The 18716-nt window shown below is 68.1% G+C and carries 4 protein-coding genes; 3 read left to right on the forward strand and 1 reads right to left on the reverse strand.

Annotated elements, in window-relative coordinates:
* Positions 1–10: 10 nt before the first annotated feature.
* The 3 genes from ACW6W5_RS01435 to rpoH all read left to right on the forward strand — a co-directional run bounded on the left by ACW6W5_RS01435 (position 11) and on the right by rpoH (position 17290).
* Positions 11–12370 (forward strand): Ig-like domain-containing protein, encoded by a 12360-nt coding sequence (locus ACW6W5_RS01435; protein ID WP_152150968.1) that lies wholly within the window; start codon positions 11–13, stop codon positions 12368–12370.
* A gap of 1 nt (position 12371) precedes the next feature.
* A complete protein-coding gene (locus ACW6W5_RS01440) occupies positions 12372–16052 on the forward strand; it encodes a TonB-dependent receptor (protein ID WP_226956566.1) in 3681 nt (1226 codons plus the stop codon).
* A 362-nt stretch (positions 16053–16414) separates the two neighbouring features.
* Complete coding sequence (rpoH, locus tag ACW6W5_RS01445) at positions 16415–17290, forward strand: RNA polymerase sigma factor RpoH (RefSeq protein ID WP_019183519.1); 876 nt, start codon at positions 16415–16417, stop codon at positions 17288–17290.
* A gap of 109 nt (positions 17291–17399) precedes the next feature.
* Here the strand turns inward: rpoH and purD are convergent, their stop codons facing one another.
* The gene (purD, locus tag ACW6W5_RS01450) at positions 17400–18686 is read right to left on the reverse strand and encodes a phosphoribosylamine--glycine ligase (protein ID WP_152150970.1); all 1287 of its coding nucleotides are present in this window, start codon (positions 18684–18686) and stop codon (positions 17400–17402) included.
* Between the last annotated feature and the right edge of the window lie 30 nt (positions 18687–18716).

An 18716-nucleotide genomic window follows, 5' to 3' on the forward strand; every position in this document is an offset into this window, starting at 1 on the left:
CGCGCAGGGGATGGATGGGACCACTGGCTTCGAGGACGAGCGCATGGCAGCAACCGGCAAACACCGCAGGGCAGGGATGGCCTCGGCCCGCATCGCATGCGCGGTGGCCCTGCTCGCGTTGCTGCCGCCGCCGCTGCTGGCGCAGAGCTATCCCAACCCGCTCAACAATACCGCCACCGTCACCGCACCGACCGACGTGGCCGATCCCGCATTGGGCAACAACAGTGCGACCGACAGCAACACACTGGCGCTGCAGGCCCAGCTGAGTGTCACCAAGACCCTGCTCAGTGCCACCCCGGTCGCCGCCGGGGGGGCGGTGCAGTACCGCATCCAGGTCAACAACGCCGGCCCGTCGGCGGCTTCGGGCGTGGGCGTGGTCGACACCGTCTCCGCGCTGCTCACCAATGTCAGCTGGACCTGCCAGGCCACCACCGCCGCCTCCTCGTGCGCACAGGGCAATGGCAGTGGCAACGCGATCAACGTGCAGGTCAATGTCGCGGTCGGCGACAGCGTGGTGCTGCTGGTCAATGGCACCGCACCCACCAGCACACCGGCCACGGTGCCGGCCAACAGCGTGTCGCTGGTACTGCCCACCGGTACCACCGATCCGACGCCGGGCGACAACAGCGCCACCACGCCGGCCGTGCCGGTACAGGCCAACGCGCTGGTCGCCAACAACGATGCCTTCACTGCGCCGATCTCCTCGACCACGGGCGGCAGCACGCCCACCGTGCTCGGCAACGACACGCTCAACGGCGCGCCGGTGAATGGAGCCGATCTGATCATCGCGCTGCAGAACGCACCGGCCGGCTTCACCATCAACAGCGCAGGCGTGATCACCGTGCCCGCGGGTGCGGCCGCCGGGGCGACCACACTGACCTACCAGATCTGCGAAAACACCTCGCCGACCAACTGCGCCACCGCCACAGCCAGCGTGATCATCGGTCCGACCGCGGTGAACGATAGCTTCAACGCCACCGGTGGCGCAGCGTCGCTCAGCGGCTCCGTGGCCAGCAACGACAACGCACCTGCCGGCGCAACCTTCAGCGCAGTCGGCACGCCGCCGACCGGGCTCACCCTCAACGCGGAGGGCAGCTTCGTCTATGCGCCCGCCGGTGGCATCGCCGCGGCGACCTCGTTCCAGTACCAGCTCTGCCTGCCGGCACCGGATGGCGGCGTGTGCGCCACCGCGACCGCCTCGATCGTGGTCAATGCCAATGCCCTGGTGGCCGCTGACGACACCTTCACCACGCCCCTGCCGTCCGGTGCTGGCGGGCTCACCCCGAGCGTTCTGACCAATGACACCTTCAACGGCGGCGCGGTGCCGCAGGCCCAGGTGACGATGACGCTGGTCGGTGCGCCGGCCGGGTTTGCCATCACCGGCAACGGCGCCATCCAGGTGCCTGCCACTGCGGCAGCCGGTCCCCTGGCCCTGACCTACCGCTTCTGCGAAAACGCGCTGCCGGCCAACTGTGCAACGGCCACCGCCAACCTGGTGATCAGCCCCGACGCAGTCAACGACACGGTGACCACACCCGGTGGCGGACAACCGGCCACCGGCAGTCTGGCCGGCAACGACAACATCGCCAGCGGTTCGGCCTACACGCTGGGCACCGCGCCCACCCGTGGCACCGCAGTGGTCAACGCCGATGGCACCTTCAGCTACACGCCCATCAACGCCAACACCGGGCCGGATTCCTTCACCTACCAGGTCTGCCTGCCGGCGCCGAACGCGACCGTCTGCGATACCGCCACGGTCAGCGTGAACGTGCAGGCCAACCAGATCGCCGCGGTCAACGACGTGTTCACCACGCCGCTGCAGCCGGGCACCACCACCACGATCAGCCTGCTCGGCAACGACACCCTCAACGGTGCGGCGGTCCTGCCCGCCGCGGTCACCCTGGCCCTTACCGGCGCGCCGGCCAACTACGCCGTCAACGCGGCAGGACAGGTGTTGGTTCCGGTGGGTGCTGCGGCCGGCGCGGTGAGCTTCAGTTACCAGCTCTGCGAACTGGCCGCGCCGACCAACTGTGCCACTGCCAACGTGCAGCTGGTGGTCGCGCCCGATGCGGTGGACGATGCTTTCGTGGCCGTCGCAGGTATTGCCCTGGCAGGCAGTGTCGCGGGCAATGACAACGTGCCGACTGGCGCCCAGTTCAGCCTGCTTGCGGTGGCCGCGCACGGCACGGTAGTGCTCACTGCCGACGGCAGTTTCAGCTACACCTCGCAGTCTGCCTTTACCGGGCCGGATACCTTCCGTTATCAAGCGTGCCTGCCGGCACCGAATGCGGGCGTGTGCGATGCAGCCAACGTGACCCTCAACGTTGGCGCGGCCGCCATCGCGGCCGGCAACGATGACTTCACCGGCACGCCCCTGACCAGTGCCGGCGGGCTGACCGCCAGCGTACTGGACAACGACACTGTCAACGGCGCGCCCATCCTGCCGGCGCAGACCACGCTGTCGCTGATCAACGCACCGCCGGCGGGCTACACGCTCGAGCCCAATGGCCAGCTGCAGGTGCCCGCTGGCGCGCCGGCCGGGGCGGTCAGCCTCACCTACCAGCTGTGCCAGGCGGGAACCAGCAACTGCGCCACCGCCAGCATCGCGGTGGTGATCGCTCCGGATGCGGTGGCCGATGCCTACACCACGCAGGTGGCCACGCCGGTCAGCGGCAACGTGGCAGTGAACGACAACGTCGCTGTCGGCACCACCTATGCGGTGACCGGCGCGACACCTGCCGGGCTGGTGTTCAACGCCGATGGCAGCTTCACCTACACCCCGCCGGCGCAGTACACCGGCACCTCCACCTTCACCTACCAGGCCTGCCTGGCCGCGCCGTTGGCCGCCGTCTGCGATACCGCCACGGTCACCCTCAACGTCAATGCCGGCACCCTGGTCGCCAACGACGATGATTTCCGCAGCGCGATCCTCAATCCCGCCACCGGCGGCACCACCAACAGCGTGCTCGGCAACGACACCATCAACGGCGCGATCCCGCCGGCGCCGGGGCAGGTGATCCTGAGCCTGATCGGTGCACCAGCCGGCTACGTGATCAACAGCAACGGCACAGTGTCGGTTCCCGGCGGCGCAGCGGCCGGTGCGGTGACCTTCACCTACCAGCTGTGCGAAGCGGCATTGCCCGCCAACTGCGCTACCGCGTCGGTGCAGTTGCTGCTGGCTCCGGTGGCGGTCAACGACACCTTCAGTACACAGGTCGGCGTGGCGCTGAGTGCAAGCGTGGCCGGTAATGACAACGTCCCGGCGAACGCGGGCTTCAGCCTCAGCGGCACGGCGCCGGCAGGGCTGGTGTTCAACCCCGACGGCAGCTTCACTTACATCCCGCCGGTGGCAACCCAGGGCGCGGTGACGTTCGCCTACCAGGCGTGCCTGCCGGCGCCGGACACCGCGGTCTGCTCGGGTGGGACTGCGACGATCAACGTCAATGCCGGCACCCTGGTCGCCAACGACGATGATTTCCGCGCAACGCCGATCAATCCCGTCACCGGTGGCAGTACCGGATCGGTGCTGGGCAATGACGGCCTCAACGGTGCGGTACCGCCGGCGTCGGCCGATGTGCTGCTCAGCCTGGTCGGTGCGCCGGCGGGTTACACGCTGTTGGCCGACGGCACACTGACGATCGGCAGCGGCGTGCCGGCTGGTGCGGTGACGCTCACCTATCAGCTGTGTGAAGCGGCGCTGCCGAGCAACTGCGACTCGGCGCAGATAAGCCTGGTGGTGTCGCCGCTCGCCGCCGCCGACATCTTCTCCACCCCGGTGGGACAGTTGCTGGCAGGCGCCGTCGGCAGCAACGACAACGCGCCGGCCGGCGCGGTGTTCACGCTGACCGCAGCGGCGCCGGCCGGACTGCAGTTCGGGACGGACGGCAGCTTCCTCTACACCCCGCCGGCCGGCGTCACCGGGCCGGTCGCGTTCACCTACACGGTCTGCCTGCCGGCACCGGAGAGCACGCAGTGCAGCAGCGCCAGTGCCACGATCAACGTCAACGCCGGCACCCTGGTGGCGTTGGACGACGACTTCAGCGCCACCCCGCTGGCACCCGGCAGTGGCAGCGCGACCAGCGTGCTGCTCAACGACAGCCTCAATGGCACTACGCCGCCGGCGGCGGGCAGCGTACTGCTCAGCCTGATCGGCGCGCCGGCCGGTTACACGCTCGATGCAAACGGCCTGCTGCAGGTGCCCGTGGGCGCCACGGGCGGCGCCACGGTACTGACCTACCAAGTGTGCGAGGCGGTGCTGCCCGGCAACTGCGCCAGCGCGACCATCCGCCTGGTGGTAACCCCGTCGGCCACCAATGACACGTTCTCCACGGCGGCCGGGCAGGCGCTCAACGGCAACGTGGGTGACAACGACAACGTGTCGGCGGGCGCGCAGTTCACCGTCACCGGCACCGCGCCGGCCGGCCTGGTGTTCAGCGGCAGTGGCAGCTTCACATACACCCCACCGGTCGGCACTACGGGCCCGGTCACATTCGCCTACCAGGTCTGCCTGCCAGCACCGAACGCTGCGTTGTGCGCGAACGCCAGCGCCACCATCACGGTCAACGCAGGTACGCTCGCTGCCAATCCGGATGACTTCAGCACCACGCCGATCAACCCGGTCACCGGCGGCAGCACTACCTCGGTGCTGGCCAACGATGCGCTCAATGGCAGCACGCCGCCGGCGGTAGCCGATGTGCTGCTGTCGTTGCAGGGCGCGCCGGCCGGCGTGGCCATCACCGCCGAGGGCGCGGTGACGGTGGCGCCGGGCACGCCTGCAGGGGTGAAGAACCTGACCTACCAGCTCTGTGAAGCGGCGGCGCCATCCAACTGCGCGACCGCCACCGCACGCGTGGTGGTCGCGCCGTCCGCCGTGGACGATGCGTTGTCCACGCCCTCGGGCCAGGTGCTGAACGGCTCGGTGGCCAGCAACGATAACGCGCCGGTGGGTGCCCAGTTCACCGTGCTCAACATCCCGCCGGATGGCCTCGTGCTCGCGGCCGACGGCACCTTCAGCTATACGCCCCCGGTCGGCTTCAGCGGCGCAATCCCGTTTGCCTACCGGGTCTGTCTGCCGGCACCGGATTCAGGCGTCTGCGCGACGGCCAGCGTCACCCTCAACGTCAACAGCGGCACGCTGGTAGCGTTGGACGACACGTTTGCCACCCCGCTCGCGCCCGGTGCCGCCTCGCCGTCGGTGCTGGCCAACGACACGCTCAACTCGGCCACGCCGCTGCCGGCCGAGGTGGTGCTGTCGCTGATCGGTGCGCCGACCGGTTTCGCCATCGCCACCGATGGCGCTGTCACGGTCACTGCCGGGACCGCCGCCGGCGCCACCACGCTCACGTACCAGATCTGCGAAGCCGCTGCGTCGTCCAATTGTGCCACCGCCAGTATCGCGCTGGTGGTGGCGCCTGCGCCGGTCAACGATGCATTCGCCGTTCAGGCGGGCCAGACGATCAACGACACGGTGTCGGGCAACGACAACATGCCCATCGGGTCGCTCTACAGCGTGCCGGGCGCACTGCCGGCCGGTGTGACCTTCAATGTCGACGGCAGCTTCAGCTACACGCCGCCGGCCGGCACCACCAGCCCCACCGGTTTCACCTACCAGGCCTGCCTGCCCGCACCGGACACGGCCATCTGCGGCACCGCCACGGTCACGCTCAACATCAACAACGGCGCGCTGGTCGCGAGCGACGACAGCTTCGGTGCGATCGCGCCAGGCGGTGCAACGCCCAGTGTGTTGAACAACGATACGCTCAACGGCGTCAGCCCGGCACCGGCCTCCAGCGTCTCGCTGAGCCTGGTCGGCGCGCCGGCCGGATTCACGATCAACCCCAACGGCACGGTCTCGGTCGCGGGCAACGCGCCTACCGGCGCGATCACGCTGAGCTACCAGGTCTGCGAAATCGCCGCGGCGAACAACTGCGCCACCGCGAGCATCGCCCTGGTGGTGCGTCCGGCACCCGTCGATGATGCGATCGCCGTGCAGGCCGGTCAGCCCAACAGCGGCAACGTGTCGGGCAACGACAACATGCCGGCCGGCTCGACGTGGAGCGTGGCCGCGCCGCCCCAGGGCCTGGTGTTCAACAGCAACGGCAGCTTCACCTATACGCCGCCGGCCGGTACCGTCGGCCCGGTCACGTTCGCCTACCAGGCCTGCCTGCCTGCACCGGATGCCACCATCTGCAGCACCGCCACGGCCACCTTGACCATCGCCGTCAACGCCGTTGTCGCCAACGACGATATCTTCGCCGCGCCGGTCACCGGGGGGGCGGCCACGCCGAGCGTGTTGAACAACGATTCGCTCAATGGCGTGAGTCCGCCGGCTGCGGCGACGGTGCAGCTGCTGCTGCTCGGTGCACCGGCCGGCTTCGTCATCAACAACGACGGCACCGTGCAGATTCCCGCCGGCGTTACCGCCGGGGCCACGGCACTGACCTATCAGCTATGCGAGACGGCTTCGCCGACCAACTGCGCCACCGCCGCGATCCGCATCGTGATCACGCCGGCTCCGCAGAACGATGCCTTCTCCGTGCCTGCCGGCGGCACGCTCGTCAACGGCAGCGTTGCCGGCAACGACAGCATGCCGGCCGGCTCCAGCTGGGCCGTGCAGGGCACGCCGCCGAACGGGCTGGTGTTCAATGGCGACGGCACCTTCAGCTACACGCCGCCGGTGGGCACCACCGGTGCGGTGACCGTTACGTATCAAACCTGCCTGCCGGCCCCCAATGCCGGTGTCTGCGGCACGGCGACGGTCACGCTCAACATCAACCTGGGCACGCTGGCGGCGGCCGACGACAGCTTTGTCGACATCGCGCCCGGCAGTGCCACACCCAGTGTGCTCGGCAACGATGCGCTCAACGGCGTCAGCCCGCCAGCCCCGGCCAGCGTGCAGCTGAGCCTGGTCGGCGCGCCGGCCGGCTACAGCATTGCCGCTGATGGCACGATCAACGTGCCGATCGGCGTCGTCGCCGGCGCGACCACGCTGACCTATCAGATCTGCGAAACCGCCGCGCCGTCCAATTGCGATACCGCCACCGTTGCGCTGGTGATCCGTCCGGCACCGCAGAACGATGCCTACGCGGTGCAGGCCGGTGGCACGATCAGCAACGGCAACGTGGCGGCGAACGATGGCATGCCGACTGGCGCGAGCTGGGCCGTGCAGGGCACGCCTCCGGCGGGCCTCGCGTTCAATGCCGATGGTACGTTCAGCTATACCCCGCCGCTCGGCACCACCGGTCCGGTCACGTTCACCTACCAGACCTGCCTGCCGGCACCGAATGCGGCATTGTGCGCGACCGCCACGGTCACGCTAAACATCAACACCGGCACCCTGGTCGCCGCCGATGACACGCTTGCCGGTGTGCTGCCGGGCGCGACCACGGCCGGCAGCGTGCTGGCCAACGACAGCCTCAACGGTGTCTCGCCGCCGGCGCCCGCCGATGTGCTGCTGAGCCTGGTCGGTGCACCGGCCGGCTTCACGATCAACCCGGACGGCACGATCAGCGTCGGTGGCGGGGTGACCGCCGGCCCGACCACGCTCACCTATCAGATCTGCGAAGCCGCTGCATCGAGCAACTGCGATACCGCCAGCGTCACCGTGGTGGTGACGCCGCTGCCGCAGAACGACGCCTTCAGCGTGCAGCTGGGGCAGACGCTGGGCAACAGCGTGGCCAGCAATGACAACCTGCCATCCGGCGCGACCTGGGCGCTGCAGGGCACGCCGCCGGCCGGCCTGACCTTCAATGCCGATGGCTCGTTCACCTATACCCCACCGGGTGGCACCACCGGGCCGGTGACCTTCACCTACCAGGCCTGCCTGCCGGCGCCGAACACGACCCTGTGCGGCACAGCCACGGTCACCCTCAACATCACCACCGGTTCGCTGCTGGCCGGCAATGACACCTTCAGTGGCATCGCCCCCGGCACCACCTCGGCGGCCAGCGTGTTGGCCAATGACAGCCTCAACGGCGTCTCGCCGCCGGCTGCGGCCAGCGTAGTGCTGAGCCTGGTGGGCGCGCCCGCCGGCTTCGCGATCACGCCCAGCGGCACCATCAGCGTGGCCACCGGCACGATGGCAGGCGCGACCACGCTCACCTACCAGATCTGTGAGGCCGCCGCGCCAGGCAACTGCGCCACGGCCACGGTGACGGTGATCATCACTCCCACGCCGCAGAACGATGCCTTCTCGGTGCAGGCTGGGCAGAGTCTGGGCAACAGTGTGGCGACCAATGACAGCTTGCCGCCGGGGTCTACCTTGGCGATCCAGGGCACGCCGCCCGCCGGGCTTGCGTTCAACACCGATGGCAGCTTCACCTATACGCCGCCGATCGGCACGTCCAGCCCGGTGACCTTCGTTTACCGCGCGTGCCTGCCAGCACCGAACAGCAGCCTGTGCGGCACGGCCACGGTCACACTCAACGTCAACAACGGCACGCTCACCGCCGGCGATGACACGCTCACCGGCGTGCTGCCCGGTGCGACCACGGGCGGCAGCGTGCTCGCCAACGACAGCCTCAACGGCGTCTCGCCGCCGGCGGCCGCCGACGTGGTGCTGAGCCTGGTCGGCGCGCCGGGTGGCTTCACCCTCTCGCCGGACGGCACGATCAGCGTGGGCACCGGGGTGGTGTCCGGTTCGACCACGATCACCTACCAGATCTGCGAAGCGGCGGCGCCGGCCAACTGCGATACCGCCAGCGTCACCGTGGTCGTCACTCCGGCACCGCAGAACGATGCCTTCGCGGTGCAGGCCGGACAGACGCTGAGCAACACGGTCGCCGCCAACGACACCACGCCGCCGGGTGCGGTGTTCACCCTGCAGGGCACTGCGCCGGCCGGCCTGGTCTTCAACACCGACGGCACGTTTACCTATACCCCGGCCGCGGGTGTCACAGGCCCGGTCAGCGTCGCCTACCAGGTGTGCCTGCCGGCGCCGAACGGCAGCCTGTGCGGCGGCGCGATCCTTGCCATCAACATCAACAACGGCCTGCTGGTGGCTGGCGATGACACGCTCACCGGCGTGGCACCCGGCACCACCTCCAGTGGCAGCGTGCTGGCCAACGACAGCCTCAATGGCGTCTCGCCGCCGGCCGCGGCGGATGTACTGCTGAGCTTGGTCGGCGCACCGGCCGGTTTCAGCATCACATCCGCCGGCACGATCACGGTGGCCAGTGGCACGACCTCCGGTGCCACGACGATCACCTACCAGATCTGCGAAGCCGCCGCGCCGGGCAACTGCGATACCGCCAGCGTCACTGTGGTCGTCAGTCCCGCCCCGCAGAGCGACGTGTTCTCGGTGCAGGTCGGGCAGACCCTCAGCAACAGCGTGGCCAGCAACGACGCCATGCCCCCCGGTGCGCTCTACACCGTGCAGGGCACGCCGCTGCCGGGCCTGACCCTGGCCAGCAATGGTGGCTTCACCTATACGCCGCCGGCAGGCACGCCCAGTCCGGTCAGCTTCATCTACCAGACCTGCCTGCCCGCGCCGGATGCCACGCTCTGCGGCATCGCCTCGGTCACCATCAACATCAACAACGGCACCCTGGTGGCCGGTGATGACGTGCTCACCAATGTTGTCCCGGGTAGCTCGTCATCGCTCAGCGTGCTCGACAACGATCAGCTCAACGGTGTCAGCCCACCGCCGGGCAGCGCGGTGCAGCTAAGCCTGATCGGTGCACCGGCCGGCTTCAGCATCAATCCGGATGGCACGATCGCGGTGGCCGTTGGCGCCCTCTCCGGTGCCAGCACGATCACCTACCAGATCTGCGAGGCCGCCTCGCCGACGAACTGCACGACCGCTACCGTCATCGTGGCCGTTACACCGGTCCCGCAGAACGACAGCTTCACCGTGCCTGCCGGTGTGCCGCTCTCGGGCAATGTCAGCCTCAATGACAACGTCGCGCCTGGTGCGGTCTATACCCTGACCAGCGGTGCCCTGCCGGGCCTGGTGTTCAACGCCGATGGCACGTTCACCTACACCGCGCCGGCAGGCGTCACCGGTCCACAGAGCTTCACCTACCGCGTCTGCCTGCCCGCGCCGTACGGCGCGCAGTGTGGCGATGCCACCGTGACGCTCACCCTGTCCGGTTCGGTCAACGTGGTGCTGGCGGTCAATGATGACTTCACCGGCACCCCGGTGGACCCGGCCGTGGGCGGCACCATCGCCCGCTCGGTGCTGGAGAACGACAGCATCAACAACGTCTCCCCGCCGCCGGTCGGCAGCGTGGTGGCCAGCCTGACCGGCAGCACGCCCGGTTACACGATGAACAACCAGGGCCAGATCATGGTCGCGGCGGGCGTGCAGCCCGGCCAGGTGCAGCTGGCCTATCAGTTGTGCGAGAACGGCGTGCCGACCAACTGCACCACCGCGATCGCCACCGTGCGGATACAAGGCCCCATCGGTGCTCTGCTGGCGGTGGACGACAGCGGCGGCCCGGTCGGTCCGACCGGCAGCGTGCGCCTGCTCAACGTGTTCACCAATGACACGTTCAACACCGCATCGCTGGATCCCACCCAGGTGAGTTTCGCGCCGGTGGCCACCAACGCACTGCGCTTCAGCGCCGATGGCTGGGTGGATGTTGCCGCCGGGCAGGCCCCCGGCAGCTACAGCACGACCTACACGATCTGCCTGCTCAACCAGCCCACCGTCTGCGACACCGGCAACGTGACCGTGACCGTCATCGCGGGCGAACCCGGCGTGGATGCCACGGATGATCGCGTGGAGATTCCGCAGGACGGGGTGATCGAGATCGACGTGCTTGGCAATGACCGGGTCAACGGCACGCCGATCGATCCGGACACGGTCAGCGTGACCATCACCGCAGCGCCGCCCTACGGCACCGCAACGGTGATGCCGCGTGCCCGCATCCGCTTCGCTGCACTGGCCAACTTCTCCGGTGAGCAGAGCTTCGACTATCAGGTCTGCGACGTGGCCGATCCGGCGATGTGCGCGGGTGCGACGGTCACGGTCATGGTGGACCCGAACATACTCACCTTGGCCGACGATGCCATGACCGCCGAAACCGCCGGGCCGCAGGTGATCGATGTACTGGCCAATGACAGCGCCCGCACCGCGCCGCTGGATCCGGCCTCCCTGCAGGTCGCGGTGGCACCGGCGCACGGTACCGCGCAATGCGGCAACGGCCTGTGCACCTACACGCCGGCGGCGAACTTTGCGGGCACCGACAGCTTCCGCTACCGGGTGTGCGACGTGTCCATCCCGGCCCCGTTGTGTGCCGAGGCCAATGTCGCGGTGACGGTGGCCGGCCAGCAGGCCGTGCTGCGCCTGACCAAGGTGGCCGGCAAACGCAGTGCGCAGATCGGTGACCTGGTGCGCTACACCGTCACCATCGACAACGTCGGCGAGGTGGATGCCAACGGCGCCACGCTGCTGGATACGCTGCCGCCGGGCTTCACCTTCGTGCGCGGTGGCTTCGCGGTGATCGATGCCGACAACGATGCACGCACGAGTGGCGTGCAGCCGCTGCGCATCGATGGCATCGATGTGGCGGCGGGTGAGCGGGCGACGGTGGTGTACTACCTGCGTGTCGGTGCGGGCACCGGCACCGGCGTGCATACCAACCGCATCACCGCCATCGACGGCGAGAACCGCACGATCGGCAATGTCGCCTCGGCCGAGGTGGAGATCACCACCGATCCGCTGCTCGATGAAAGCCTGATCGTGGGCAGCGTGTTCGACGACCGCAACGGCAACGGCATCCAAGATGACGCTGAGCGCGGCATTCCCGGCGTGCGCATCGCAGCGGTGGAAGGCCTGTTGATGGAAACCGACGCCTTCGGCCGCTACCACCTGGTCGGGATCCCCGGTGGCGAGGCGCGCGGGCGCAACTTCATCCTCAAGGTGGATCCCTCCACGCTGCCCGCCGGTGCGCGTTTCACGACGCCCAATCCGTTGGTCCGCCGCATCACGCCCGGGCTGCCGGTGCGCTTCGACTTCGGCGTGCGCATGCCCGAAGGTGCACTGAGCACAACCGCATCGAACCCGACCGCGCCGCCGGCCGCCCCGGCATCGCGCCCCGCGCGGATCGAACTCGGCGAGGCGTTGTTCGCCCCAGGCACGGCACGGCTGGACGCCGACCGCGCGCCGGTGATCACAACGGCCGCCCAAGCACTGATATCGCGCGGTGGCGGGCGCCTGCAGCTCAGCGCTGCCGCCGGGCAGGTGCCGCTCGCCCTGCAGCGTGCACAGGTGCTGCGTGAGGCACTACGCCCACAGCTGCCGGGCCCGATCGCCTTGGCAACCACGGTCGAGGTGCTGGGCACCGACGGACGCGTACTGCATCACCTGCGCGTGGACGATCCCCCCGAGCCTGCCAGTCCCGGCCGCACGACCGGGGAGGGGCGCTGACATGGATATGACCCTGATTCCGAGCCCGATCTCCCGCCGCCTCACCCTCGGCCTGGCCAGCGCGCTGCTGCTGGCACTGCCGGCGGCCGCCCAACCGGTCACACCGGTTCCGACACCCGCGCCGATCCGCTGCGAGGCCGACAGCTGCCGCAACGATGACGGGCTGCTGCTGCGCATCCTCGATGACAGCGAGCCGGCGCTGCCGCTACCCGGCCGCGCGGAGCTTCCCGCGGCCGGCGCGGTGCCGGCATCGCCGGCAGTCACCCCGGATGTCGCTGCGCGGGGGGGCCAGTTCATGGCCGAGCTGCCCAACGGCGGCGTGGTGTGGGCCACCGAAGACCCGACCATGGTCCCGCCCAGCCTGAGCGTGCAGGCGGCCGCCACGGTGCCGTTCGAGAACGGCCGGGTGGTCCGCCCGCTGCGCTTCCACAGCTACAACAACTACGCCTCGTTCATCCAAAAACTGGAGGTGACGCTGTATCGCGGCACCGACACGGATCTGGTCACGCCGCTGGCCCGCATCGAGCTGCCGGCCGACTATGTCGGCGACGCGGAGTGGAGTGGTGAGTTGCCGCCGCAGATCAAGCTGCGTACCGGCGATGAGCTGATCTACGTGGCGCGCGCTTACGGCACTGGTGGTGCGTTCGATGAAACCCGCCTCCAGCGCATCCAACTGGTGACCCCGGCCGATTTCGACCGTGGCCTGCAGATCACCCGCGAGAGCGTGCAGAAGACACTTGGCCAGGCGCTGGATGGCGACAGCGCGCAGGACCTGCAGCTCAGCAACAGCATCTATGGGCAGAGCATGCTCCGCCTGCAGAACATCCCCATCCACGGGTCGCGCGTGCGCCTGTATGGCCGCAACCTGGAGCCCAACAGCCGCGTGCGCATCAACGGCCAGGACTTCCCGGTCGATCTGGAGCAGAAGTTCGCGGCCGAGTTCCTGGAGCCGGTGGGTGAGCATCGCTACGACGTCAGTGTCGAATCACGCGATGCACCCTCCGCGCAGCGTCAGCTGGATGTGGATGTCACCGGCCGCTACCTGTTCCTGGTCGCCATTGCCGATGTCACCGTCTCCAAGAACAGCGCCAGCGGCAATCTGCAGCCGCTCGCCGCCGATGATCGTGACGATGACAGTTTCCTCAGCGAAGGCCGGCTGGCGTTCTATCTGAAGGGCAAGCTGCGCGGCAAATACCTGGTCACTGCTCAGGCCGACACGCAGGACCGTGAGCTGAAGTATCTGTTCCGCGATTTCACCCAGGCCGACGCACAGGACGTGTTCCGCCGCCTGGATCCGGATCTGTACTACCCGGTCTATGGCGATGACTCCACCACCTACCGCGACGTGGATACGCAGGGGCGGTTGTACCTGCGCGTGGATTGGGACCAGAGCCAGGCCGTGTGGGGCAACTACGCCACCGGCATCACCGGTACCGAGTATGGCCAGTACGTGCGCTCGCTCTACGGTGGTGCATTGAACTGGCGTTCGCTGGAGGCCACGCCGCTGGGCGAGGCGCGCTCGCAGGTGAAGGTGTTCGGCTCCGAGGCGCAGTCCGCCCCGGGCCACAGTGAATTCCTCGGCACCGGCGGCAGCCTGTATTACCTGCGCCATACCGACGTGTTGCCCGGTTCGGAGCAGGTGGTGCTGGAAGTGCGCGACCGCACCACCGGCCGCACCGAAACGCGCGCCACGCTGCAGGAAGGCGTGGACTACGAAATCGACAATCTTCAGGGCCGTTTGATCCTGACCCGTCCGCTGGCGCAGCTGACCCGCGAGAACGTGCGCAGCATCACCCGCGACATGCCGCTCGATGGCTACGACCAGCTGCTGCTGGTGGACTACGAATACGTGCCGCTGGGTTTCAGCAGCGATGACGTGACCTACGGTGCGCGCGGCCGGCAGTGGATCGGCGATCACGTGGCGATCGGCGGCACCTGGATCGACGAGAACCGCAGCGGTGAGAACTACAGCCTCAAAGGCGCTGACCTCACCCTGCAGGCCGGGCGTGGCACCTATCTGAAGATGGAGCAGACCCGCACCGAAGCGACCGCCGCCCCGGTGTTCTACTCGGACAACGGTGGCCTGAGTTTCATCCGCCGCAACCCGTACGAAGGCCGGCGCTCGGGCACCGCCAGCGCAGTGGAAGCGCGGGCCAACCTGCGCGAGCTGGGCTGGACCACGCAGGACTGGAGCCTGGGGGCGTGGTGGCGCGACGTCGATGCCGGCTTCTCGGTTGCGCGCCAGGACACCGGCCTGCCGATCCAGGAGTACGGCGCCGAGTTCATCGGCTACCTCACCGACGACCTCAGCCTGTACGGCCGCCACACCCGCACCGAGCAGGGCGAACTTGCCCTGGAGCAGAGCCAGCTGACCGCCGAATGGCGGCTGGGCAACGACGGCCAGCTGACCGGTGAACTGCGCCGCGTGCGCGAGGAGCAGGAACTGCAGAGCGTGGATGCACTGCTCGCTGCGATCGGCTACCGCCAGCGCTTCGGCGCGTCGTGGGAGCTGTACGGCACCGGGCAGGTCACGCTGGACGATGACGGCGGTGCCTACGAGAAGAACGACCTGCTGACCCTCGGCGCGCGGTACCTGTTCGGCGATCGCAGCAGTGTCGGTGCGGAAGTGAGTGGTGGCAGCCGCGGCCATGGTGCCAAGGTCGATGGCGAGTACCGCATGGCACCGGATCACAGCCTCTACGGCAGTTACAGCTACAGCACCGACCGCACCGGCACCGATCCGCTGTTCGATACCGGCCTGCAGAGTGGCTGGACGCTGGGCCAGCGCTGGCGGCTGAGCAACCAGGTCAACGTCTACAACGAGAGCCAGTATCTGAAGGATCGTCGCCAGGACAGCGCGGGCATCGTGCATACCTTCGGCATGGATTTCTATCCCGCGCAGGGCTGGAACCTGGGCTTCACGATCATGGACGGCGAACTGGACTCCACCGTCGGCCGTGTCGATCGCCGCGCCTACAGCGTCAGTGGCGGGCGCACCGATGCGGTGGCGCAGTGGAACAGCAAGCTGGAGTACCGCCGCGACAGTGGCGCCGAACAGCGCGAGCAGTGGGTGACCACCAACCGCCTGCTGTACAAGCTCAACGAAGACTGGCGTTTCGCGTTGCGCGCCAACTACGCCGATACCGAAGACCGCATTGACCGCCTGGCCGATGCCAAGCTGGTGGAGACCAACATGGGCTTCGCCTGGCGCCCGCACGACAACACGCGCTGGGCCGGCTTCGGCAAGTTCACCTATCTCTACGACGTGGCCTCGCTCGGCCAGGAGGGCGGCAACCTGTACGACCAGCGTTCGCAGATCCTTTCGCTCGAAGGGATCCGTCAGCTGGGCGCGCGCTGGGAAGTGGCCGGCAAGCTGGCTTCGCGCTGGGGTGACTACCGCACCGGGCGCGGTGAGGGGGCCTGGTTGGACAGCCGTGCCGACTTCGCTGCCTTGCAGCTGCGCTATCGCCTGTTCGCGCAGTGGGAAGGCCTGGCCGAGCACCGGTGGTTGAAGGTGCGCGACGGCGGCGTGCGCAAAGGTTGGCTGGTGGGCCTGGACCGCCGGGTGGGGGAGAACTTCAAGGTCGGGGTGGGCTACAACTTCACCGAATTCAGCGATGACATGACCGAGCTGAAGTACGACCAGAAGGGGTTCTTCTTGAACATGGCAGGGTATTACTAGGCGTCGGTGGGTTCGGGCCTGCCACGCATGGCGTGGCACTACCGGGGATCGCGGTGTTGGCGGTCGGCTCCGGTGGGGGCAGGGGGTAGGGCCAGCCCATGCCTGGCTGAACTGCCGGCAACCTTTCCAGGATGAATGGGCGTTTCCGGCGGGCTGTTCAGCCAGAAAACACGCGATATCCCCCGATTAATCACCCTATCCTGTTGATTTCACGGGGTTTGTTGCCTCGTTCCCGGGCTCTCGCCACTGTCATCATTTCGCGGTACGTTAGACGGGCAATCTGTACCAGCATCCCATCAACAGAACGCTGGAACTTCTTTCCCCTTTAGCAGTCCAATTCCGGGACTGCTAAGATGAGTGCTATGAGCCAGAACACCTCTACTGCCCTTGTGGCAAACAATCTCCCGATTCCCAGTGCGCTCGGTTCGCTGGACGCCTACATCGGTGCCGTGCACCAGATCCCGGTGCTGTCGGTCGATGACGAGCAGGATCTGGCCCGCCGCTTCCGCGACGAGCTGGATCTGGATGCCGCGCGCGAGCTGGTCCATTCCCACCTGCGCTTCGTGGTGCACGTCGCCCGCGGCTACAACGGCTACGGCCTGGCGCTGGGCGACCTGATCCAGGAAGGCAACATCGGCCTGATGAAGGCGGTGAAGCGCTTCGACCCGGACATGGGCGTTCGCCTGGTGTCGTTCGCGGTGCATTGGATCCGCGCGGAAATGCACGAGTTCATCCTCAAGAACTGGCGCATCGTCAAGGTCGCCACGACCAAGGCGCAGCGCAAGCTGTTCTTCAACCTGCGCAAGTCCAAGACCCGCCTGGGCTGGATGAACGCGGCCGAAGTCAGCGCGGTGGCCAAGGACCTGAACGTGTCCGAGCGCGAAGTGCTCGAGATGGAGTCGCGCCTGTCGGGTCGCGATATCGGTTTCGATCTCTCCAGCGATGACGATGACGATCATGCACCGCCGTCGCCGGCGGCCTACCTGCGAGCCAACGAAGAAGATCCTTCGATGGCGTATGAGCGGATGGACAGCGAAGACAATCAGCTGCAGCTGCTGCGCGAAGGCATGGCCGAGCTGGATGCGCGTTCGCGCGACATCATCCGCCGTCGCTGGTTGGACGCGGACAGCAAGGTGACGCTGCAGGAGCTGGCCGATGAGTACGGCGTGTCCGCCGAGCGCATCCGCCAGGTCGAGGCGAACGCCCTGAAGAAGATGAAGGCGCTGTTTACTGCGTGATGCAGTGACTGGCGTGATCACACGAGAAGGCCCGGCTTGATGCCGGGCCTTTTTGCTTTCTGGCGCTCAGGGCAGTGCTTCGATCGGTCGTGGCCCCGACCGTGCCAGGTCAGCCCTGCTCGCGCGCAATCGCCCGCCAGCCGATATCGCGGCGGTGGAACTCATGGGCCCAGTGGATCGCACCGATGCCGGCGTAGGCGTTGCGCTGTGCCTCGCCCACCGTGCCGCCCAATGCCGCCACGCACAGCACGCGGCCGCCGGCGCTGAGCACCTGGCCCTGCGCGTCCAGCGTGGTGCCGGCATGGAACACCTTGGCCGTCGCGGCGACCGCTTCCAGGCCGTGGATCACGTCGCCGGTGATCGGGGTTTCCGGATACGGCGAGGCGGCCATCACCACGCCGAGGGACGGGCGCGGATCCCACTGCGCCTCCACGGTGTCCAGGCGCTCATCGATCGCCGCTTCGACCAGATCCACCAGGTCCGACTGCAGGCGCAGCATCACCGGCTGGGTTTCCGGGTCGCCAAAGCGCACGTTGAACTCGATCACCTTCGGCGCGCCGCTGGCATCGATCATCAGGCCCGCATAGAGGAAGCCGGTGAACGGAATGCCGTCGGCGATCATGCCCTGCACGGTCGGGTTGACCACCTCGCGCATCACGCGCGCATGCACTTCGTCGGTCACCACCGGGGCCGGCGAGTACGCGCCCATGCCGCCGGTGTTCGGGCCTGTGTCGCCGTCGCCGACGCGCTTGTGGTCCTGCGAGGTCGCCATCGGCAGTGCCGTCTTACCGTCCACCATCGAGATGAAGCTGGCTTCTTCGCCGTCCAGGAATTCTTCGATCACCACGCGTGCGCCAGCATCGCCGAAGGCATTGCCGGAGAGCATGTCGCGCACCGCGTCCTCGGCCTCGGTCAGGGTCATCGCCACGATCACGCCCTTGCCGGCGGCCAGACCATCGGCCTTGACCACGATCGGTGCGCCTTTCTCACGCAGGTAGGCCAGCGCCGGGTCGATGTCGGTATGCACGGCATAGAACGCGGTCGGGATCTTGTGGCGGGCCAGGAAGTCCTTCGCGTACGCCTTGCTGCCTTCCAACTGCGCGGCGGCGGCGGTGGGCCCGAAGATGCGGTGCCCGGCGGCGCGGAAGCGATCGACCACACCGGCCACCAGCGGCACTTCCGGGCCGACCACGGTCAGGCCGATGCCTTCGGTGCCCACCAGTGCCAGCAGGCCGTCCAGATCGGTGACCTTGACGTCCGCGTTGCGGCACTTGGGCTCGGTGGCGGTGCCTGCATTGCCGGGGGCGACGATGACCTCACGGACCTTCGCGGACTGGGCCAGCTTCCAGGCCAGGGCGTGTTCGCGGCCGCCAGCGCCGATGACCAGGATCTTCAATGCAGTTCTCGCGTAAGAGGGCAGGAACGT

The organism is Stenotrophomonas sp. IS26, assembly GCF_054188265.1.

Bases quoted from the DNA above. Each gene is read 5' to 3' on its own strand.
- rpoH (WP_019183519.1), top strand. From the start codon at position 16,415: ATGAGCCAGAACACCTCTACTGCCCTTGTGGCAAACAATCTCCCGATT.
- ACW6W5_RS01440 (WP_226956566.1), top strand. From the start codon at position 12,372: ATGGATATGACCCTGATTCCGAGCCCGATCTCCCGCCGCCTCACCCTC.
- ACW6W5_RS01435 (WP_152150968.1), top strand. From the start codon at position 11: ATGGATGGGACCACTGGCTTCGAGGACGAGCGCATGGCAGCAACCGGC.